Origin of the sequence: Burkholderia lata (assembly GCF_902499335.1) — a bacterium.
Lineage (GTDB): Bacteria > Pseudomonadota > Gammaproteobacteria > Burkholderiales > Burkholderiaceae > Burkholderia > Burkholderia lata_B.
Window position 1 is genome coordinate 360,442 of the sequence record NZ_CABVQK010000008.1, and the last position, 20,374, is coordinate 380,815.

Consider the following 20,374-nt stretch of genomic DNA (forward strand, 5'->3'; position numbering starts at 1 on the left):
CGTGAATCGGTTCATCCATGCTATGCCGGCACGCGGCCGACATAAAGTCGCATCCTCTGATCGGTGCTATCGGTCGGCCCGATAGTTGCCCCGGCCATCCATCGGATCGGGCCGGAAGCCGCATGCGCGAAGGCCCGGCTTGCGGGCCGGGCCTTCGGTGTCACGCGTTACCGCGCATTACCACGCATCACCGCGGCGGATAGGCGAGCAGTTCGCTGTCGTCGAGATGCTCGCGGCGGCTGCGGCGCGTCAGCCCGTAGGCGACGACCAGCACGCCGAGGCTGGCGACGCCGAGCCACAGCGGCTTGCGCTGGTCCGGGATGAACGCCATCGCGACGAGGATGCCGACCATGCCGATGATCGCAACCCAGGTGAGGTACGGATACGCCCACATCTTGACGCGCAGCTTGCCGGCGGCCACCGGGTCGAGACGCTTGCGCAGGCGCAGCTGCGAGAACGCGATCAGCACGTACACGAACAGCGCGACGGTGCCGTACGAATTGACGAGGAACGCGAACACGGTATCGGGCGACACGTACGACATCACGACCGACACGTAGCCGAACACCGTGCCGAGCAGGATCGCGCGCACCGGCACGCCGCGCTTGTTGACCTTCGCGAGCGCGGCCGGCGCGTCGCCGTGGCGGGTCAGCGCGAACAGCATCCGCGACGCCGCATAGAGGCCCGAGTTGAGCGCGGACAGCACGGCCGTCAGCACGATCGCGTTCATCACGTTGGCGGCGGCAGGCAGGCCCATCACTTCAAGCGCGCTCACATACGGCGTGGCCATCTGATGCGAATTCCACGGCACCAGCGCGACGACGAGCGCGACCGAGCCGACGTAGAACACCAGCACGCGCGTGATCACCGAATTGGTGGCCTTCGCAACCGCTTTCGCCGGCTCCTTGGCCTCGGCCGCCGCGATCGTGACGATTTCAGCGCCGAAGTAGAAGCCGGTCGCCGCGACCGCCCCGCTCATCACCGGCCCGATGCCGAGCGGCATGAAGCCGCCGTGGCCGAGCAGCGTCGGCAGCACGGACGTCGTGTGCATCGACGCGGGCCACAGGCCGAGCACGTAGAGGCCGCCGAGGAACAGGAACACGATGATCGCGCCGACCTTGATCGACGAGAACCAGAATTCGAACTCGCCGTAGCTGCCGACCGAGATCAGGTTCGTGAGCGTCAGCACGATCAGCAGCGCGAGGCTGATGATCCACGCCGGTGTATCGGGCAGCCAGAACTGGATCAGCTTGGCGCCGGCCACCGCTTCGAGCGCGACGACGATCACCCAGAAATACCAGTACATCCAGCCGGTCAGGAAGCCCGCCATCTTGCCGGGCCCGCGCCAGTTGCCGAACGCGAGCCGCGCGTATTCGTAGAACGAACCGACGGCCGGCATCGCGCACGCCATCTCGCCGAGCATCCGCATCACGAGCACGACCAGCCCGCCCGTGATCAGGAACGACAGGATCGCGGCCGGCCCGGTCTGCTGAATCACCACACCGCTGCCGACGAACAGCCCGGCACCGATCACGCCGCCAAGCGCGATCATCGTCATGTGGCGCTGCTTGAGTCCACACTTCAGGTCACTCTGATTCGAGGGTTGCATGTCTTCTCCATATCCAGTTGTCCGGACGCCGCCCGCACGCCACCATCGGGTGAGCACGGGCGCCGCCGGCGACGGCGCGTGCAGGGGCGCCTGCAGCCCCGGCCGCACGGATTTCTGTTGCTTTTATTGTGTTGGACAGCCCGGCGCGGGTTGCATCACGCCGGGCGAAATGCACTGCGTTCAGGGCTTTTCGTCGTTCCTGAAATACGACAGGTAGAGCATCCGCTGCCCGAGGCGCCGGAACGGCGCGAACGGGTGGCCAGGCAGCGGCGACGTGAAGATCGGCAGCGTCTGGCGTGCGCCCTTCCCCGCGATCTGCTCGGCGAGCCGGCGGCCGGCCTGCTGCGAATACGACACGCCGTTGCCGCCGTAGCCGAGCGCGTAGTACACCGACTGCCGCGGGTCGGGCTGGCACACGCGCGGCATCATGTCGTGGCTGACGTCGACCCAGCCCCACCATGAATAGTCGATCTCCACGCCGCTCAGCGCGGGAAACTTGCGCGCCATCCCTTCCTTCAGCAATTCGAAGTGACGCGGATTCGGCGCATCGTCACCGGTAATCGCGCTGCGGCTGCCGATCTGCAGACGGCGATCGGGCAGGAAACGGTAGTAGAAGCGCAGCGTACGCGTATCGGTCAGCACCTGTGTCGTGCGGAAATTGCATGCGTCGATCTCCGCGTCGGTGAGCGGGCGCGTGACCATCGAGTTCGACAGGATCGGCATCACCTTGCTGCGCAACGACGGATGCAGCGTCTGAGCGGTGTATGCACCGGTCGCGATGCCGACCGCGCGGGCCCGCACGACGCCGCCGGGCGTGCGCAGATGATGCACGCCGTCGATCGTCTCGAAGCCGAGCACGGGGCTGCTCGTATGCACCTTCGCGCCGGCTGCGCGCGCGAGGCGCAGGTAGCCGAACGCGAGCTTCAGCGCATGGATGCCGATGCCTTCCGGCTCGTGCAGCGCGCCGGCCGCCTCGTGGTCGTTGATGAATTCGCGGCGGAAGGTTTCGGCGCTCAGCAGCTCGGACGGATAGCCGAACACGTCCTTCCACACCTTCGCCTCGGCCGCGAGCTTCGCCATGATGCGTGGACGGTGCGCGATCAGGAAATGGCCGCCCGGCTGCGGATCGCAGTCGATTTCCGACACGAGCGACTTGAAGTGCTCGAAGCCTTCGAGGATCTCGTCGTGCATCTTCAGCGCGACGTCCTTGCCCCAGCGCTCGATCCACTGCGAGCGCGACAGCCGGCCCGACGCGTTCTGCCCCTGCCCGCCGTTGCGGCTGCTGCAGCCCCAGCTCGTGCGGTTGGCCTCGAGCACGACGGCCTTGATGCCGTGGTCCCTCGCGAGGCACAGCGCGGTCGCGAGGCCCGTGTAGCCGGCGCCGATGATCGCGACGTCGACGTCGAAATCTCGCGTGACGGGGCCGTCGTCGGGCGGCGGGGTGCCGGCTGTCGCGACCCAGTAGGTCGGCGCGTACTGCTTGCCGCACCCGGGCCCCGGCGACACGAGCGGATCGTAGGTCGGGTCGTAACGTGTATCGTTAGCCCGGCCGCCGGCGAAGCCGCTCGCGGTACGTTCGATGGAAGGGGTCGACATGCTCAGACCTCCGACGCGGGCTGGCCTGCCGCGCCGCAACGGGCGCACGAGGCGATTCGACTGACTGATGCGGGGCGCGCGCTCGTCGCACGGGCGAATGCTGCCGACTGCCTGTTGGTCATGCCTGTCTCCTGATCGTTCTCTTCGGGTCGATCGTGTGCAGATGCTTCAATGCGGCGATCTGTCGAGGAAAGTGTAGGCAGGCCGATTTTTCGCAGGTAGGGCCAGTGGCCCGGATTCGCTTGGACCAGCGTGCGGGATGGCGAATGGCGGATAACTTCGGGCGACCGGTGGCCGGCGCCGATCGGCAGCGGTCGCGGCGCGGAGGCGACGCCGCCGGACGGCGGGCAACAGCGGGCGACCAGCAGACGACGACGGTCAGCAAGGATCGGCGGCGCGGGTGCGACGCCGCCGGACGACCGGGACGCCGAACGGCGAGTAACAGCGGGCGACCGGCAGGCGGCGGCGGTCAGCAAGGATCGGCGGCGCGGGTGCGACGCCGCCGGACGACCGGGACGCCAAGCGGCTGACAACAACGGGCGTCGGTCAGCGACGCAGGCACGACACTGCCAGAAAACCAGGCCACCGATACGGCATCACGCCGCGCCCCATCCATCCACCTGGCGCTGCATCACATCGCGCGTACCGCAACGCCGTCCACGCTGCCGCGCTTCTCGATCGCCCGCGCGGAAACGATCGACAGGAGTGCAGACAACATCACGTAAACCCCAACGAGCCAGGGCGCCCCGCCGTTCACGCGCAGCAATGCGGTCGCGACGATCGGCGTGAGGCCGCTCGCGAAGATCCCCGACACCTGGTAGACGAACGAGATGCCCGTATAACGCACGTTCGCGTCGAACAGCTCCGCGAACAGCGCGGCCTCCGGCCCGTACGCCATCGCATAGAAGATCCCGAACGGGATCACCAGCGCGAGCCACACGGCGAGCAGGTTCGACGATTGCGTCTGCAGCAGCCAGAACGCGGGCAGCACCGACAGCCCGCACAGCGTCGCGCCCCACCGGTACACGCGTGCGCGGCCGAGCCGGTCCGACAGGCTGCCGAACACGGGAATGAACACGCACATCACGACCGCCGCGCTCATCACGCCGAGCAGTGCGTCGCCGCGCGAGATCGACAGGTTGCGCGTCATGTAGCCGATCGAGAACACCGCGAACACGTTGAAGAACACACCGTCGATATAGCGCGCGCCCATCCCGAGCAGGATCGCCTGCCGATAATTTGCGAGCAGCTCGACGACCGGCAGCTTCGTGTCGCGCCGCTGGCGCTTGAGCGCAACGAACTCGGGCGTATCGGCCACGCGCGTGCGGATGTAGAAGCCGACCGCCACCAGCAGCAGCGACGCCGCGAACGCGACGCGCCAGCCCCACGCGAGGAACGCGGCGTCCGGCAGCGCGCGCGACAGCGCCGCGACCACGCCGGCCGCGAGGCACAGCCCGATCGCGAGGCCGATCTGCGGCAGGCTCGCATACAGCCCGCGCCGGTGCGGCGGCGCGTACTCGTACGCCATCAGCACCGCGCCGCCCCACTCGCCGCCGAGGCCGATGCCCTGCAGCACGCGCAGCGTCAGCAGCAGCACCGGCGCCCACATGCCGATCTGCGCGTAGGTCGGCAGGAACGCGACGCCGGCCGTCGACACGCCCATGATCAGCATCGTCAGGATCAGCGCGGACTTGCGCCCGACGCGGTCGCCGAGATGGCCGAACAGCAAGCCGCCGAGCGGCCGCGTAACGAAGCCGACCGCGAACGTCGCATACGCGAGCATCGTCGACACGAACGCGTCGCCGGCCGGAAAGTACTGCTTGTCGAACACGATGCCGGCGACCACGCCGTACAGGAAAAAGTCGTACCACTCGACGGTCGCGCCGATCACGCTGGCCGCGGCCACGCGTCGGACGACCCGGGAATCGATTGCCATGCGAGCTTCTCCAGGTAAGGATGCGCCGCAACCTGCCCCTGCGCCGTACCGGCGGGGGCATCGATGAACGCGTGGCGGCCGTCCGGGCGCAGGAGCACGGGCCACGCGGGTGGATGCGTGGCGACGCCCTACGCGAGCGCCTCGGCGGCCGGCGCGACGCTGCGGCCGCGATCGACCGCGCGCGCGTCCTCGAGGATCATGTCGGACGCCTTCTCGGCGACCATCACGATCGGCACGTTGGTATTGCCCGATACGAGCGTCGGCATGATCGAGCAGTCGACCACGCGCAACCCGCGCGTGCCGTACACGCGCAGCCGCTCGTCGACGACCGCGAGCGGATCGCTCGCCACGCCCATTTTCGCGGTGCCGGACGGATGGAAGATCGTCTGTCCGTATTCGCGGCAAAACTCGAGCAATTCGTCGTCAGTCTGCGCGTCCGCGCCCGGCCGTACTTCGCGCTTCATCAGCGGCGCCATCGGCTCGGTGGCCGCGACACGCCGTGCGAAGCGCACGCCGGCCACCGTCGTGCGGCGGTCGCGCTCGGTATCGAGATAGTTCGGCTGGATCGACGGCGCGTCGCGCGCATCGTCGGTGCGGATGCGCACGGTGCCGCGCGATTCGGGCCGCAGCTGGCAGATCGAATACGTGCAGCCGGGAAACGGATGCACGCTGCCGCCCGCCGAATCGGCCGACAGCGTCGAAAAATGGAACTGGATGTCAGGCGTCGCCGATTCGTCCGGCAGCGCACGGCAGAACATCCCGCCCTGGTTGATGCCGATCGCGAGCGGGCCGCCGCGGAACAGCGCCCATTGCAGCCCCATCTTCGCGCGGCCGACCCACGAATGCAGCTCGTCGTTGGTCGTGATCGGCTTCGTCACTTCGTAGATCAGACGAATCTGCAGATGATCCTGCAGGTTCTCGCCGACGCCCGCGCGATCGGCGACGACCGGAATTCCGTGCCGGTCAAGCAGCGCGGCCGGCCCGACGCCCGACACCTGCAGCAGTTGCGGCGACTGCAGCGCGCCGGCCGCGAGGATCACCTCGCGCAACGCACGCACCTCGTGAACCTTGCCATGCTGGACGTAGCGCACGCCGGACGCCTGCGCGCCGTCGAACAGCACCTTCAGCGCCTGCGCGTCGGTTTCGACATGCAGGTTCGGCCGCCCGCGCGCGGGCTTCAGGTAGGCCACCGCCGTCGAGCAGCGCAGCCCGTTGCGCGTGGTGAGCTGGTAGTAGCCGACGCCTTCCTGGTCGCCCGTGTTGAAATCGTCGACCGTGCGCACGCCGAGCCGGTTCGACGCGGCGACGAACGCATCGACGAGTTCGTGCCGCTGCCGGATCGCGGACGCCCACAGCGGGCCGCCGGTGCCGCGCGTCGGCCCTTCTCCGAGCGTGTTGTGTTCGAGCCTGCGGAAATACGGCAGGCACTCGCGCCAGCTCCAGCCGCGATTGCCGAGCGCGGCCCAGTGGTCGTAGTCCTGTTGCTGCCCGCGCACGTAGATCAGCCCGTTGATCGAGCTGCAGCCGCCGAGCGTGCGGCCGCGCGGCCAGTACAGGCGGCGGTTGTGCATGTTCGGATCGGGATCGGTGTGGAAGCCCCAGTTGTACACGGGGTGGAACATCGTCTTGCCATAGCCGATCGGCACGTGGATCCACATGTACTTGTCGGCGGGGCCGGCCTCCAGCAGGCACACCGTGTGGCGGCCGCCGTCGGACAGCCGGTTGGCGAGGACGCAACCGGCCGATCCCGCGCCGACCACGACATAGTCGAAGCTGCGTGTCATTCGTGTCTCCGTTCCGGGGTATTGGAAAAATCCGGTATGTTTTGTCCAAATTTATTGAGCACACGGAACGCATACAAGCCGATTTATTGTCCACGCCGCGAATGTGGTACAAAAACCGTTCAATTCGTTTCATTTCCATCGCACACACCATCCCGGGACGCACGCCGATCCCGACGGAGGAGACACATGCGCGAAACCGCCCCCGCGCCGCCCGACGGCGCGCCCGCCGACGACGCACGCGTGCTGCGCGCGCTCGCGGTGCTCGAAGCGCTCGCGTCGGCCGGCCAGCCGTACACGCTGTCGCAGCTCGCCGCACGTTTGCACATTCCAAAGGCGACGCTGCTGCGGCTGATCGAGTCCCTCGAAACGCGCGGCTACGTGATCCACATGCCCGACTCGCGCGGCCACGACCGCGGCATCGCGCTCGGCCCGCGCGCCGCGCAGTTCGCGCTCGCGGCGCTGTCGAACAACACGTTCACGCGCGGCTGCCGCTCGGTGCTGCGTGCGCTCGTCGACATGCTCGGCGAGACCTGCAACCTCACCGCGCTCGATGGCGACACGGTGCTGTACGTCGAACGCGTCGAGACGGCCGAGCCGCTGCGGCTCGAAATGCGCCCCGGCATGCGCGTGCCGCTGCATTGCACGGCGAGCGGCAAGCTGTTCCTGTCGCAGATGAATGCACTGGAGCGCAACGCGATGCTCGCGCGGCTCACGCTGAAGAAGATGACCTACCGGACGCTGACCGATGCGCAGTTGCTCGCGACCGAGCTCGACCGGCTCGCCGCGCGCGGCGTCGGGATCGACAACGAGGAATTCGTGCGCGGGATGGTCGCTGTTGCGGTGCCGGTGAAGGATGCCGCGAGCGGCCGCATGCTCGCGGCGCTCGCCGTGCATGCGCCGACCGCGCGTGCGACGCTCAACGATTTGCTGGAGAACGTGCCGAAGATGCGGGAGGCAGCCACGCGACTCGCGCCGCTGCTGCATGCGGCTGAGGGCGCGCCGCCGGGTTGATGCAGTCGCGCGCGGTCATGCCGTTACGCGCTCATGCGTTGAAACGTTCAAGCCAGGTGGTAACGCAGCCAGAAAGTCTCGCGGCATGCGTTGTCGAACGTCATTCGCGTCGGGCCGATCAGCTGCGCATCGGGATGGCGAAGCACGTCGTAGTCGATCCAGCATTCGGCGCACAACAGATCGGACGGCGCGCGATCCTGCTCGACCGAGCGGCGCACGATCGCGCCGTTGTCGAAGCGGTATTCGGTTTCGTCGCGCGTGACCTCGACATCGTCGTCGGTCCAGCGGTCGTGCGACGTCGTGTGCGACACGATCGACACCGGGCCCGCGAGCCCGTGGATCGCGGCGACGTAGGAAATGAGCTTGTCCATGGCGAGGCGGCAAACGGATGGATGGCCGCATCGCGCAACGCATGCTGCGCGATGCAACCCGAGCGGCGAGTATAGCCGCGCGCCGAAGACCTTGCCGTCGGCGGGGTTTCGCGCGCTACGCGTCCAGCACCGGCAACGCGAATGTCACGACAAGCCAGTGCCCGCCCACGTAGTCACCGGCCACGTGCGTGCGCGCGCTCGCGAGATGCCGTTCAACCTACGCGAACAACGCTCGCACCGCGTCGAGATGGGGCGCGAGAAACACCGCGCTATCGGCCTTGCCGGTGAACACATCCGCTGCACCGTCCGCCGTCACGAAACGCATGTCCTCGACGCCCAGAAAACCGAACAGCGTTCGCAGCCAGGGTTCGAGGAAGTTGCGCTGCGCCCGTTCCGCGTCCGGCCCGTAACGCCATCCCGCCGCGATCACGAAGGTCGCGCGTCGCCCGCCGAGCAACCCGCGCGGCCCGGACGCCGTCGTTTCGACGGTCACCCCCTGCCTGACGATATGGTCCAGCCAGAGCTTGAAGTTCGCGGACGGCCCCCAGTTGTGCATCGGCACGCCGATCACGTACTCGTCGGCATCGCGCAATTCGGTCGTGAACGTCGTCGACAATGCCAGCATCTCGTTCTGCCGCCCGGTCCGCACGTCCGGCGGCGTGAAGTTCGCGGCGATCCAGGCCGCGTCGATCGGCGGCATCGCGATGCGACACAGATCACGCTCCACGACATGCCCGTCGGGATGCGCACGCAGCCAGTTGCGCGCATACTCCTGCGTCAATCGACGCGAAATGGACGCATCACCCATTGGGCTCGAATCGATTTGCAATAACTTGATCATCGGAATTCTCCGGTTGAAGGCGATCCGATGTTATTCAACCCAAAGGTTGATTGTCAACCTTGAGGTTGAATATAATTTCGCCATGAGTCTCTCCATGAATCCACACGATCGTTCGCCCGACAGGCTGGACGCCATCTTCAGCGCGCTTGCCGATCCGACCCGGCGGTCGATACTCGGGCGGCTGCGCGACGGCAGCCTGACCGTGGGCGAGCTGGCGGCGCCCTACGACGTGAGCCTCAATGCGATCTCCAAGCACGTCAAGACGCTCGAGAAAGCGGGGCTGATCCGCCGCGAAATCCGGGGGCGCGAGCACGCGTGCCAGCTCGACGCGGCGAATCTCGAGGAAGTACAGCGCTGGCTCGACCATTACGCCGAGTTCTGGAGCGAGCGGCTCGACGCGCTCGACCGGCATCTCGCCGCCAAGCGGAAACAGAAGCCGCCCCGGTCATGAGCGGTCATGCGATCACGGTCCGCAAGCTCCTCCATGCGTCGCGCGACGAGGTGTTCGACGCGTGGCTCGACGCGGAGGGCCTGTGCGCGTGGATGCTGCCCGGCACGATGAAGCATTGCGACGCGATGCTGGAACCGCGCGTCGGCGGACGCTTTCACATCTTCATGCGTTCGTCGCGCATCGAATACACGCACTCCGGTGAATATCGCGTGCTGGACCGCCCGTCGAAGCTGGTATTCACGTGGCAGTCCTCGTACATGAACCAGCAGGAAACGCTCGTCACGATCGATCTGTTCGACCGTGACGGCCTGTGCGAGCTCGTGCTGACGCATGAGCGCGTACCGCCCGAGCTCGCGCCGAAGGGCGTAGGGATCGGCTGGCGGCAGATGCTGGACAAGCTTGACGTGTCGCTGCAGGCCCCGGGCGACCACGCGATGGCGCGGCCCCGGGCCTGAACCGCCGGGCAGCCCCCTTCCCGCGCGCTACGCCTCCAGCGCCAGCAACGCGAACGTCGCGAGCCAGTGCTCGCCCATGTAGTCGCCGGCCACGTGCGCGAGCGCGCTCGCGAGGTGCCGGTCGGCCGCGTCGAGCAGCTTCGCGCGTCGCGCATCGCCTTCCGGCAGCGCGCCGGCGAGCGAGCGCTGGCACCACGCGCGGCTCAGGTTCAGCCCGTCGAGGTGCGCGATCTTGCCGTCGCTGCGATCGCTGACCGTCGCCGGCTCGAACAGCGTCGCCGGCTCGCCGAGCGCGAGATCGGGCAGGAAGCGCGCGAACCAGCCGTCGAATTCGGCAGCCGGCAGCACGCGCCGCATCAGCTCAGCTTCCATCAGCGCGGGCGACAGGAATTCGTCGCCCGACGGCTCCCACGCCTGGCACGCGACATCGTTCTGGTGCCAGCGCTTCGCGGTATCGACGATCAGCGCCGCGAGCCCGTCGCGCTGCGTGTCGCGCGCGAAGTCGAGCGTGAGCGCCAGCGCGAACGCGGTGTTGAAGTGCGTGCCGACGCGCAGCGGATAGGTCGCTTTCGGCAGGAAGGTTTCGAAGCGCGATACGAACAGGTCGGTGAGCGGCGCCATCGTCTTCGCCCAGCGCGCGGCTTGCGGCAGCGTGCCCTTCAGCGCGAGCCGCTCCAGCTGCGCCGACAGCGCGAGCAGCCACGCCCAGCCGTACGGCCGCTCGAAACCCGCGTTGTGCGGCCGCGCGAGATACGCGCGCTCGCCGGCGACGTTCGCATCGGTGAAGTGCGCATCGACGATCGCGACGATGCGTTCGGCCTCCGGCAACGCCGGGTAGCGTTCGAGCACGCGCAGCACGAGCCAGTAGCCGTGCACGCACGAGTGCCAGTCGTAGCTGCCGTAGAAGATCGGGTGAAGTGCGCGCGGCCCCTGCACGTCTTGCGGGCCGGCGAGCGAATGCGTGAGCTTGTTCGGATATTCGCGGGTCAGGTGCGCGAGCGCGAGCGACGCGAATTTCGAGGCGAGTTCGGGCGTGAGTCGGTCGGTCATTGGGATCTCGTCAGAAGCGGAATGCGAACGCATACATCAGCAGCGTGTTCACGGCGAGCAGCAGCAAGGCCGTCGGCCACTGCACCTTGATCACGCCATTCTTGTCCTTCAGTTCGAGCAGCGCCGCCGGCACGATGTTGAAGTTCGCGGCCATCGGCGTCATCAGCGTACCGCAGAAGCCGCTCAGCATCCCGATCGCGCCGACGATCGCCGGGTTGCCGTGGAACTGGTGGACGATCAGCGGCAGGCCGATGCCGGCCGTCATCACGGGGAACGCGGCAAAGCCGTTGCCCATGATCATCGTGAACAGCGCCATGCCGACCGTGTAGGCCGCGACCACCGCGAACGGCGAATCGATCGGCACCCAATCCTTCACGAGCCCCGACACCACGCCGCCGACACCCGCGACCGCGAACAGCGCGCCGAGCGCCGCGAGCATCTGCGGCAGGATCGCGGCCCAGCCGACCGCGTCCATCGTGTGGCGTGCCTCCTTCACCGCATGCACGGGCGAATCGCGCAGCATCGCGAGCGCGACGGCGAACGCGACGAGCGTGCCGAGCACGAGCGAGATCAGCGTCACGCTCTTCTGATCGACGAACGGCACGAGCTTGAGCGCGAACGTGCCGATCAGCGTGACGACCGGAATCAGCAGCGCGGGCAGGAACAGCTTGTTGCCGAAACGCTGCGCGAGCGTCTCGCGCCGCACGGCCGCCGCTTCCCCTGCTTCGTCGGACTTGCCGCGCCCGAGCTTGCCCGAGCCGGCGATCACCGCGAGCGCGATCGCGAGGCAGCCCGTCACGAAATGCGGCAGCAGCGCGCCGAACAGGAACGTGACCGCGTAGATCGCCCAGAACGCGAAATTGACGACGCGGCGCGGGTTCGTGCGGTCCGTCAGGTTGAAGAATGCGAACGCGGCGAACATCAGCCCCGCGAGCGTGTACAGCGATTCGAGGCCGATCATCGCGCGCCCTCCTGCCCCACCAGGCCGAAGCCGCGCGTGAGCCGGCGGTCGAGCAGCGCGAGGCGCGTGCAGTGGATCAGCAGCGCGGCGATCGCGGTCGGGATCGCCCACACCGACAGGTGCAGCGGCTCGATGGAAATCCCGTTCTGTTCGAGAAAGCCCTTGATCAGCAGGATCGACTGAATCGCGATGAAGATGTCCTCGCCGAAGAACACGGCGACGTTGTCGACGCCCGACGCATGCGCGCGAATCTGCTGGCGCACCGATTCGGGCAGCTCGCCGTGCCGGTTGACGGCGGCGGCCTCGGCCATCGGCGCGATCAGCGGCCGCACCATCTGCGCATGGCCGCCGAGCGACGTGAGGCCGAGCGCGGCCGTCGCCTGGCGCAGCACGAAGTACAGCATCAGCACGCGGCCCGTGGTGGCCGCCTGCACGCGCGAGATCATCCGCTTCGCCTGCTCCTTGAGCCCGTTGCGCTCGAGCAGCGCGATCACCGGCAGCGTCAGCCAGATGAGCCCCATGTAGCGGTTTTCGGTGAACGCCTTGCCGAATGCGCTGACGATGTCGACGAGATTCAGCCCGCCCGCCAGCCCCGTCGCGAGCCCCGCGATCGTGACCACCAGCAGCGCGTTGAAGCGCAATGCAAAACCGATCACGACGATCGGCACCCCAATCAGCACCAGCATTGCTCCTCCTTGTATCGGACGCGCGGCGCCTTGGAACGCGCCGCCTGCCCGGTTTGGACCGGGCTCTGACGGCGAAATCTAACACGAGACTTTATCGATAAAAAGTCGACAATTTGACGCCTCGGGTAAACGTTGAAGCGCGCGGATACCGTGCCCGGGTCATGTGTCGTTTGTGTTTCATCCGAGGAATCGGCGGTCGGCCGGCCGGTGCGGGCGCGCCGGTCGCGGCCCGCGCGTTTCCGCTCCGGGGGCGGCGTGCGACGGGCCGCCGCGCGTGGCGGAGCCCCGGTGCGCCGACTAAACTGGAAAGCATCGGCAACGGACGGGAGAGCCGCCATGATTGACGTATTCCAGACCATCGGCAGCCGCGCGTTCTCCGCTCATCTGGCGAAGGACGGGATGGTGACGCTGATGGAGCAACGCCATGAGGTCGATCGCGTGACGCTCGCGACCGCATATGCCGCGCTCGTCGAGGAGGCCGAGCAGGAAGGCGACCTGCGCGACGCGACGGTCGAAGGTATGATGCGCGCGCTGATCCAGGGGTACGCGCGCAGCCATTGACGGCGCGGGTGCACGGCCGGTGCACGGCCGGTTTCCGCCCGCGGATGCGGGTGGCGGGCTTGCCCGGGCGCTAGGCGGCCGGCGTACCGGCGCCCATGTCGAACCACCGGCCCGCGCGCAGTTGCCGGTAGTCGGCCTGCGTGAAGATCCTCAGCAGGTTCGCGACCGCGCCGTTGCTGGCGCGGTCGAGTTCGGTCATGAACGCTTCGACTTCCTCGCGGCCGGCAAACAGGATCGTGCGAAAGTAGCGTTCGCGTTCCGCGTCGGACAGGTTCGTTGCGCTCAGCTGGTACGGATGGTGAAGCGCCGCGAACAGGAAGTAAAAGCGCTCGGCGTCGTCGCGCAGCACGCGCACCGCGTCCGGATCGACCGGAAAATCGCGGTAGAACGACGCGTGTCCGCTCTCGATGTAGATCCGGTACATCAACCGGCCGTCGCGTTCGATCACGATCGGCGCGTACGGGTCGCGACTGACGAGTTCGGTGTCGGGCGCGGTCATCGCGAATGCCTCGCGCTCGCGATGCGGTTGCCCGCACCCGTCCGGATTGCCTGCCATGTTCCGCCTGTGAAAGCCATCTGTCGTGATTCCCCGTCTGCTGGAAAAAGCGCTGTGTGACGCTGCCGGCCGCACCCCGCCGGTGCTAGCGCCTGTCGTCAACCAGGCGAAGCAGAAGATACACGGGATGCCATCGCCATGACGATGAGCGCGGCCTCGTGCCCCGACGCCGTTTCGGCGCAACGGCGCGCGAGCCGCCCGGAACCGAACAGTCCGATGGCAAGCAGCAGCATGCCGCCGACCAGAAGCGCCGCGAGCAGCCCGATGCCCCACCCCGGCCAGTTGCCCGCCGGCACGGCAGACAGGAAAAACGCGCTGCCGCCCGCGAAGGCGGCGCCGAGCGTCACCAGATAGCTGCGGCAATACGTGGCGCTCATGTCGCGGTCGCGCTTTCCATACCCCATGTTTCGTGATGGCCATTCTTTTTGTCGAAGGCGGCACGGTAACATGTCCGCTTCGACGGCCCGTGCCCGTTGCCAGCCTGAAACACCGCACAGTCATAGAGGAAACGCACTGAAACGGCACAATGCGCAAAATTTTCGATTGCCGCCGCCCGCGCCGCATGACAGCATGCGGGCGTCGCCAACCAGAAAGAATGCCGTGCCGTCCGGCCGCCGATGCCGCCCGACAGCGCCGAACAGGCAGCGCCTTCCATGAACCCGGCCCACCTCCAACATTACGAACCGACCGGAGAATTCCGCTTGTGAACATCGGCATCGTCAACGACCTCCCGCTTGCCGTCGAGGCGATGCGCCGCGCGATCGCGCGACGGCCCGAGCACCGCGTGCTGTGGGTCGCGACCGACGGCGCGCAGGCCGTCGAACTGTGCGCCACGCAGCCGCCCGACGTCGTGCTGATGGACCTGATCATGCCGAAATTCGACGGGATCGAAGCGACGCGGCGGATCATGCGATCCGAACGACCGTGCGCGATCCTGATCGTGACGAGCTGTATCGGCGCGAATGCGTGGCGCGTGTTCGAGGCGATGGGCGCCGGCGCGCTCGACGCGGTCGATACGCCGCGGCTCGGCGACGGCTCGGCCGGCGACACGACCAAACTGCTGCTCGCGAAGATCGACCAGATCGGCCGCCTGCTCGACGCCCCCGGCGGCTCGCGCCTCGCCGGCACGCCCCCCCGCACCGGCGGCGGCCCGCTGATCGCGATCGGCGCATCGGCCGGCGGCCCCGGCGCGCTCGCGTCGGTCCTCGGCGGCCTGCCGGCCGATTTCAGCGCGCCGATCGTGATCGTGCAGCACGTCGACCGCGCGTTCGCCGAAGGCATGGCGCAATGGCTCGACGGCCAGACGCCGCTCGCCGTGCGTGTCGCACACGAAGGCGACCGCCCGCAGCCGGGCGTCGCGCTGCTCGCCGCGACCGACGATCACCTGCGCATCACGCGCGCCGGCACGCTCGAATACACGCGCGAACCGGCCGCCACGCCGTACCGCCCGTCGGTCGACGTGTTCTTCAACAGCCTGACCGAGCACTGGCCCGGCCGCGTGATCGGCGTGCTGCTCACGGGGATGGGGCGCGACGGCGCGATCGGCCTGAAGGCGCTGCGGATGAAGGGCTACCATACGATCGCGCAGGACGAGGCGACGAGCGCCGTGTACGGCATGCCGAAGGCGGCCGCGACGCTCGGCGCGGCGCGCGCGATCCTGCCGCTCGGGCGCATCGCGGGCGAGCTGGCGGCACTCGCAAGAATCTGAGCCCGACGATGAACCCGCGCAACACCCATGCCTGCCCCCGCAACAACCGCAACAACCCGCCTCGACCATGAACCTTGACCTGACTCGCCCGCCAGGCGGCCACTATGCGCCGCCCGCCGACGTGCCGGCGATGGTGCTGCTGGTCGACGACCAGACGATCGTCGCGGAAGCCGTGCGGCGCGCGCTCGTCGACGAGGAAGGCATCGATTTCCACTACTGCCCGCGCTCGGACGACGCGATGGCCACCGCGATCGAGACGCGGCCGACCGTGATCCTGCAGGACCTCGTGATGCCCGGCACCGACGGGCTGAGCCTCGTGAAGGCGTACCGCTCGAATCCGGCGACGCGCGACGTGCCGATCATCGTGCTGTCGACGCAGGAAGAGCCGGTGATCAAGAGCGCCGCGTTCGCGGTCGGCGCGAACGACTACCTCGTGAAGCTGCCCGACCGCATCGAGCTCGTTGCACGCGTGCGCTATCACTCGCGCTCGTACATGAACCTGCTTCAGCGCGACGAGGCCTATCGCGCGCTGCGGCAATCGCAGCAGCAGTTGCTCGAAGCCAATCTCGAGCTGCGGCGCCTCACGCATTCGGACGGCCTCACCGGGCTGTCGAACCGGCGCTATCTCGACGAATACCTCGCCGCCGAATGGCGGCGCGGCACGCGCGAGCGCAGCGAGCTGTCGCTGCTGATGATCGACGTCGACAATTTCAAGCTGTACAACGACACGTACGGCCACGTGTCGGGCGACAGCGTGCTCAAGCAGATCGCGTCGACCATCGAGCGCTGTCTCGGCCAGTCGGGCGACCTCGCCGCGCGTTTCGGCGGCGAGGAATTCGCGGTCGTGATGCCCGCCACGTCGCCGGGCGCCGCGCGGCTGCTCGGCGAGAAGATCCGCCTCGCGGTCGAGGCGCTGCGGCTGCGGCACGCGCATTCGTCGACCGGCAACACCGTGACGATCAGCATCGGCGGTGCGAGCATCGTGCCGATGCCCGGCCTGCCGACGACCGTGCTGATCGAAGCAGCCGACCGCGCGCTCTATCGCGCGAAGCACGAAGGCAAGAACCGCGTCGAGATCGATGCGACGCCCACGACGCCGGTCCCTGGCGGGTTTGGCGGGCCGCGCGTCGACTGAACGCCGAACGCGCGCCGCGCTCAAGCGGCGCCGAGCCGGCGCGCGTAATCGTTCGGGTCCAGCGGGCGGCTGAACAGATAGCCCTGCTGCATGTCGCAACCGATCTGCTGCAGGAACCACGATTGCGCCTGCGTCTCGACGCCTTCGGCCGTGACCTTCATCCCGAGCGAATGCGCCATCGCGACCACGGCCTGCGTGATCGCCACCGAGTCGTGATGATCGGGCACGCCCGACACGAACGAGCGGTCGACCTTCAGGTTGTGCAGCGGGAAGCGCTTCAGGTACGCGAGCGACGAATAGCCGGTGCCGAAATCGTCGACCGAGATCCGCACGTTCATGTCCGTGAGCGCCTCGAGCATCGGCAGCACGGTGTCCGTGTCGTTCATCAGCAATCCTTCGGTAATCTCGAGTTCGAGCGCGGATGGATCGAGCCGCGTCTGCGCGAGGCAGCGATCGACCGATTCGACGAGCCCTTCGTGGAACTGCCGCGGCGACAGGTTGACGGCCAGCATCAGGTCCGGCGCGATCGTGCGGCGCCATTCGGCTGCCTGCCGGCACGCGGTTTCGAGCACCCACTGGCCGATCGCGACGATCAGCCCCGTATCTTCGGCGACCGGAATGAACTCCGCCGGCGACATCGGCCCGAGTTCGGGGCTCGTCCAGCGCAGCAGCGCCTCGGCGCCGACGGTGCGGCCGCTGCGCGCGTCGACGACGGGCTGATACGCGAGCCTCAGCATGTTCGACGACAGCGCGCGCCGCAGCGACTGCTCGATCGCGAAGCGGCGCTGCAGCCGCAGGTTCAACTGCGCGGTGAAGAACGTGAAGTGGTTGCGGCCGCGCTGCTTCGCGTCGTACATCGCCGAATCGGCGTTGCGCATCAGCGTGGCGGCATCGTCGCCGTCGCGGGGCGCGACGCTGATCCCGATCGACACGCCGAGCCAGTATTCGTTGTTCGCGATTGCAAACGGCTTCGCGATCGCGTCGATCACCTCGCGCGCGAGCGCCGATAGCCGGTCCGGATCGTCGCAGTCGTCGACGAGGATCACGAACTCGTCGCCGCCGACGCGCGTGAGCGCATACTGGCCGCCCCCGCAGGCCGCGAGCCGCGCGGCAACGCTGCGCAGCAGCGCGTCGCCCGCGTCGTGGCCGGCCGTGTCGTTGACCTTCTTGAAGCCGACGAGATCGATGAACAGGATCGCGACGCGCGCGGGCCCGCCCGCCGCATCGTGCCCGCCGAACAGCTCGCGCATGCGGTCGCCGAGCCAGCGGCGGTTGTAGAGGCCCGTCAGCGCATCGCGCGTCGCCAGGTAGCGCAACTGCTGCTGCGCCTCGCGCACGGGGCCGATGTCGTTGAACGACACGAGCACCGAGTCGGCCTGCTTTTCGCCCGGCCTCACGATCGGCACCGCGTTGCCGCGCACCCAGATGATGTCGCCGTCCGCGAGGCCGAAGCCGACCGTGTAGTCGAGCAGCGGCGTGGCTGTTTCGAGCGCGCGCCGGCTCGGCCAGTCGTCGGGCGCGATCGGCGTGCCGTCCTCGTGCAGCTTGCGCAGGATCACCGTCGACAGCCGGCGGCCGACGAGGTCGCCCTTCACGCGCATCATCCGGTTCGCACTCGGGTTGCTCGCGACCACGATGCCGTCGCGCGACACGACGAGGATCCCTTCGTGCAGGCTGTTGACCAGGAGCCGGTGATGTTCCTCGCTGCGCGCAAGCTGTCGCGCGATCCGGTCCTGGTGCACCGCGAGGCCGACACTGTTGCCGATATCGCGCAACAGCTCGGTTTCCTCGTCACTCGGCCGGCGCGGCATGCGGTAATAGACGGCGAACGCGCCGAGCACGGCGCCGGTATCGTCGAGGAACGGTACCGACCAGCATGCGCGCAAACCCAGCGGCAAGGCGACGGCCCGGTAGTCGGCCCACAGGGGATCGGTTTCAATGTCTTCGACGGCGACCATCCGGCGCAGGTACATCGCGGTGCCGCACGAGCCGGCCACCGGCCCGATCGACGCGCCTTCGATCGCCGCGCTGTACTGGGCAGGCAGCGATGGCGCGGCACCGACGTGCACGTGCACGCCGTCGATATCGAGCAGCAGGATCGTGCATGACGCACCGTCGCCGAGCAAAGCCTCGGCACGCCGGCAGACTTCGACCAACAGCTCCGGCAGCGGTGTATTGCGCGTGATCAGCCTCAGCACGCTTTGCTCGGACGCGAGCACTTCCGCCGCGAGCCCGAGACTGTAACGACAACTTTGCGGTTCGGTATTCAAGATGAATCCTGCCGTCCGTCCGATCGGGTCTGATGCGCCCGATTCGTTTTCGGTCCTTCGTGCCGTTTTTCGCTCCGGGTTTACGCCGATACCCGGTGCGCCCCGTGTCGCGCGCGGTGCCAATGCGCGCCGAAATACATTTAACACCAATCCGCGACACCCCGGGCATCCACGCGCATCAGGGGTTACGCGCGGTCGGTGCCGCGTTGGCGGCCGGCAGTCAGCTCGCCGAAAGACTGCACGTGGCGCGCGCCGCGTTTGCAAACGATTCGTCAGATTGCGGCGGCGCGCAGGCTCCGTTCGCGTTCATGCGACCGCGCCGGGATCCGTGCGCGTCACGGCCTTCAACGCATCGATCGCGGCCGTGACCGACACGCTCGCGGGCGCCGCGTACAGCGCGCCGACCGTTTCAGGCATCGTCGACAGCTTCAGCGGCAACCGGCCGACGCGCTCCCCTGCACGCTCGGCGAGTTCGAACGCGCGGGCCGATTGCACGAACAGGCACGGCGACTGCTCGGCCACCGCGCGATTGGTCTGCCATGACACCGATTCCATCAGCACGGAAGGCGGCGGCAGGCCCGCCTTCGCGAACTCGGCGTCCAGCGCCGTGCGCGCGGGCGACCCGAGCGGCGGCGCGATCCACGGGAACGCGGCCGCGTCGCGCCAGCCGATCCGCGCGCGCCTGAGCAGCGGATGGCGCGGACCGCACACGACGATCATGTCGTCGCGGTACAGCGGCGCGACGTCGAGCCCCGCGCTCAGCGCCGACGCGTCGAGCCGGCACACGAGCAGGTCGAGCTCGCGGCGCTGCGCCTGCGCGAGCATCCGGTCGAGCGTGTCCTCGCGCACGTTGAGCTGCACCGGACGGCCGGCGTCCCGCAGCCACGCCAGCGCGCCCGGAATCAGTTGCGGTGCCATGTTCGGCAGCAGGCCGATCGACACCGGGCGGCCGGTGCCGGTGCGCAACGCGTCGAACGCGGGCGCGACGCCGCGCATGTCGGTCAGCACGCGGCCGATGCATTCGAGCAACGCATCGCCGTAGGCGGTCGGCGCGACGCGCCGCGACGTGCGTTCGAACAGCGGCAAGCCGAGCGATTCCTCGAGCTCGCGCAGCCATTTCGACAACGCGGGCTGCGTGATCGATGCGGCCTCGGCCGTGCGCGCGAAGCTGCGCGTGCGCCCGAGCGTGTCGAGCGTTTCCATGTCGCGCACGCGCAGCCGGCGCAGCGCCTGCGCGATGCGCTGTTCGTGGGCCGGCGCGCCGGGTGGCGCGAGCGATTCCGGCCGCGTGCGGCCGGCCGGGCCGCGTGGGTCGTGGGTCACGGGCGTCTCCGTCATTCATGTTCGTCAGGTTATCGATCGACCCCGATCTTTCATCGATCGATACGCGATC

General features: G+C 68.2%; 20 protein-coding genes. 6 read left to right on the forward strand and 14 right to left on the reverse strand.

Going from position 1 to position 20,374, the window contains the following annotated elements:
- Window positions 1-187: 187 nt before the first annotated feature.
- The 4 genes from BCO18175_RS21735 to BCO18175_RS21750 form a co-directional block, all read right to left on the reverse strand.
- Window positions 188-1,609, reverse strand: coding sequence for an amino acid permease (locus BCO18175_RS21735; protein ID WP_174910950.1), 1,422 nt, complete (start codon window positions 1,607-1,609; stop codon window positions 188-190).
- Window positions 1,610-1,789: 180 nt separating this feature from the next.
- Window positions 1,790-3,205, reverse strand: coding sequence for an NAD(P)/FAD-dependent oxidoreductase (locus BCO18175_RS21740; protein WP_174983881.1), 1,416 nt, complete (start codon window positions 3,203-3,205; stop codon window positions 1,790-1,792).
- 631 nt (window positions 3,206-3,836) lie between these two features.
- Window positions 3,837-5,141 carry an MFS transporter gene (locus tag BCO18175_RS21745; RefSeq protein WP_174983882.1) on the reverse strand — a complete coding sequence of 435 codons (1,305 nt, stop codon included), beginning with the start codon at window positions 5,139-5,141 and terminating at the stop codon, window positions 3,837-3,839.
- Between the two features lie 128 nt (window positions 5,142-5,269).
- Window positions 5,270-6,925 (reverse strand): GMC family oxidoreductase, encoded by a 1,656-nt coding sequence (locus BCO18175_RS21750; protein ID WP_174969263.1) that lies wholly within the window; start codon window positions 6,923-6,925, stop codon window positions 5,270-5,272.
- A gap of 186 nt (window positions 6,926-7,111) precedes the next feature.
- Here BCO18175_RS21750 and BCO18175_RS21755 point away from each other — a divergent pair, with 186 nt between their 5' ends.
- Window positions 7,112-7,936 (forward strand): IclR family transcriptional regulator, encoded by an 825-nt coding sequence (locus tag BCO18175_RS21755; protein WP_174983884.1) that lies wholly within the window; start codon window positions 7,112-7,114, stop codon window positions 7,934-7,936.
- Between the two features lie 47 nt (window positions 7,937-7,983).
- On the opposite strand, the gene BCO18175_RS21760 is transcribed toward BCO18175_RS21755, so the two are convergent.
- Both BCO18175_RS21760 and BCO18175_RS21765 read right to left on the reverse strand, forming a co-directional pair.
- A complete protein-coding gene (locus BCO18175_RS21760) occupies window positions 7,984-8,307 on the reverse strand; it encodes a hypothetical protein (RefSeq protein WP_174983886.1) in 324 nt (107 codons plus the stop codon).
- A 217-nt stretch (window positions 8,308-8,524) separates the two neighbouring features.
- Window positions 8,525-9,148, reverse strand: a complete 624-nt coding sequence (locus BCO18175_RS21765) for an FMN-dependent NADH-azoreductase (RefSeq protein ID WP_174983887.1) — start codon at window positions 9,146-9,148, stop codon at window positions 8,525-8,527.
- A gap of 94 nt (window positions 9,149-9,242) precedes the next feature.
- Between BCO18175_RS21765 and BCO18175_RS21770 the strand changes: the two genes are divergently transcribed.
- Window positions 9,243-9,599, forward strand: coding sequence for an ArsR/SmtB family transcription factor (locus tag BCO18175_RS21770; protein ID WP_174969260.1), 357 nt, complete (start codon window positions 9,243-9,245; stop codon window positions 9,597-9,599).
- Window positions 9,596-10,054: an SRPBCC family protein gene (locus BCO18175_RS21775; RefSeq protein WP_174969259.1), complete on the forward strand. Its 459-nt coding sequence runs from the start codon at window positions 9,596-9,598 to the stop codon at window positions 10,052-10,054. Before BCO18175_RS21770 ends, BCO18175_RS21775 begins: the two co-directional genes overlap by 4 nt.
- A 27-nt stretch (window positions 10,055-10,081) precedes the next feature.
- Here BCO18175_RS21775 and BCO18175_RS21780 read toward each other — a convergent pair whose 3' ends face one another.
- From BCO18175_RS21780 to BCO18175_RS21790, 3 genes are read right to left on the reverse strand one after another with little or no spacing between them, the layout of a single operon-like run.
- A complete protein-coding gene (locus BCO18175_RS21780) occupies window positions 10,082-11,104 on the reverse strand; it encodes a DUF2891 domain-containing protein (RefSeq protein WP_174983888.1) in 1,023 nt (340 codons plus the stop codon).
- A gap of 10 nt (window positions 11,105-11,114) precedes the next feature.
- The gene (locus tag BCO18175_RS21785; RefSeq protein ID WP_174983889.1) at window positions 11,115-12,065 is read right to left on the reverse strand and encodes a DUF979 domain-containing protein; all 951 of its coding nucleotides are present in this window, start codon (window positions 12,063-12,065) and stop codon (window positions 11,115-11,117) included.
- Complete coding sequence (locus BCO18175_RS21790; protein ID WP_174983890.1) at window positions 12,062-12,751, reverse strand: DUF969 domain-containing protein; 690 nt, start codon at window positions 12,749-12,751, stop codon at window positions 12,062-12,064. The genes BCO18175_RS21785 and BCO18175_RS21790 overlap by 4 nt, the downstream gene beginning before the upstream one ends.
- A gap of 336 nt (window positions 12,752-13,087) precedes the next feature.
- Between BCO18175_RS21790 and BCO18175_RS21795 the strand changes: the two genes are divergently transcribed.
- Window positions 13,088-13,312, forward strand: a complete 225-nt coding sequence (locus tag BCO18175_RS21795) for a hypothetical protein (RefSeq protein ID WP_027782734.1) — start codon at window positions 13,088-13,090, stop codon at window positions 13,310-13,312.
- A gap of 70 nt (window positions 13,313-13,382) precedes the next feature.
- On the opposite strand, the gene BCO18175_RS21800 is transcribed toward BCO18175_RS21795, so the two are convergent.
- The 3 genes from BCO18175_RS21800 to BCO18175_RS21810 all read right to left on the reverse strand — a co-directional run bounded on the left by BCO18175_RS21800 (window position 13,383) and on the right by BCO18175_RS21810 (window position 14,523).
- Window positions 13,383-13,868 carry a hypothetical protein gene (locus tag BCO18175_RS21800; RefSeq protein WP_254608144.1) on the reverse strand — a complete coding sequence of 162 codons (486 nt, stop codon included), beginning with the start codon at window positions 13,866-13,868 and terminating at the stop codon, window positions 13,383-13,385.
- Window positions 13,869-13,966: 98 nt separating this feature from the next.
- Window positions 13,967-14,245, reverse strand: coding sequence for a hypothetical protein (locus tag BCO18175_RS21805; RefSeq protein WP_217483921.1), 279 nt, complete (start codon window positions 14,243-14,245; stop codon window positions 13,967-13,969).
- The gene (locus BCO18175_RS21810) at window positions 14,242-14,523 is read right to left on the reverse strand and encodes a hypothetical protein (RefSeq protein ID WP_174969253.1); all 282 of its coding nucleotides are present in this window, start codon (window positions 14,521-14,523) and stop codon (window positions 14,242-14,244) included. The genes BCO18175_RS21805 and BCO18175_RS21810 overlap by 4 nt, the downstream gene beginning before the upstream one ends.
- A 48-nt stretch (window positions 14,524-14,571) precedes the next feature.
- Here BCO18175_RS21810 and BCO18175_RS21815 point away from each other — a divergent pair, with 48 nt between their 5' ends.
- Both BCO18175_RS21815 and BCO18175_RS21820 read left to right on the forward strand, forming a co-directional pair.
- Complete coding sequence (locus BCO18175_RS21815) at window positions 14,572-15,576, forward strand: chemotaxis response regulator protein-glutamate methylesterase (protein WP_174983891.1); 1,005 nt, start codon at window positions 14,572-14,574, stop codon at window positions 15,574-15,576.
- A 67-nt stretch (window positions 15,577-15,643) separates the two neighbouring features.
- Window positions 15,644-16,711 (forward strand): response regulator, encoded by a 1,068-nt coding sequence (locus BCO18175_RS21820; protein ID WP_174969252.1) that lies wholly within the window; start codon window positions 15,644-15,646, stop codon window positions 16,709-16,711.
- Window positions 16,712-16,731: 20 nt separating this feature from the next.
- Here BCO18175_RS21820 and BCO18175_RS21825 read toward each other — a convergent pair whose 3' ends face one another.
- Complete coding sequence (locus BCO18175_RS21825; RefSeq protein WP_174983892.1) at window positions 16,732-18,981, reverse strand: putative bifunctional diguanylate cyclase/phosphodiesterase; 2,250 nt, start codon at window positions 18,979-18,981, stop codon at window positions 16,732-16,734.
- A gap of 306 nt (window positions 18,982-19,287) precedes the next feature.
- A complete protein-coding gene (locus BCO18175_RS21830) occupies window positions 19,288-20,304 on the reverse strand; it encodes a LysR substrate-binding domain-containing protein (RefSeq protein ID WP_174983893.1) in 1,017 nt (338 codons plus the stop codon).
- Between the last annotated feature and the right edge of the window lie 70 nt (window positions 20,305-20,374).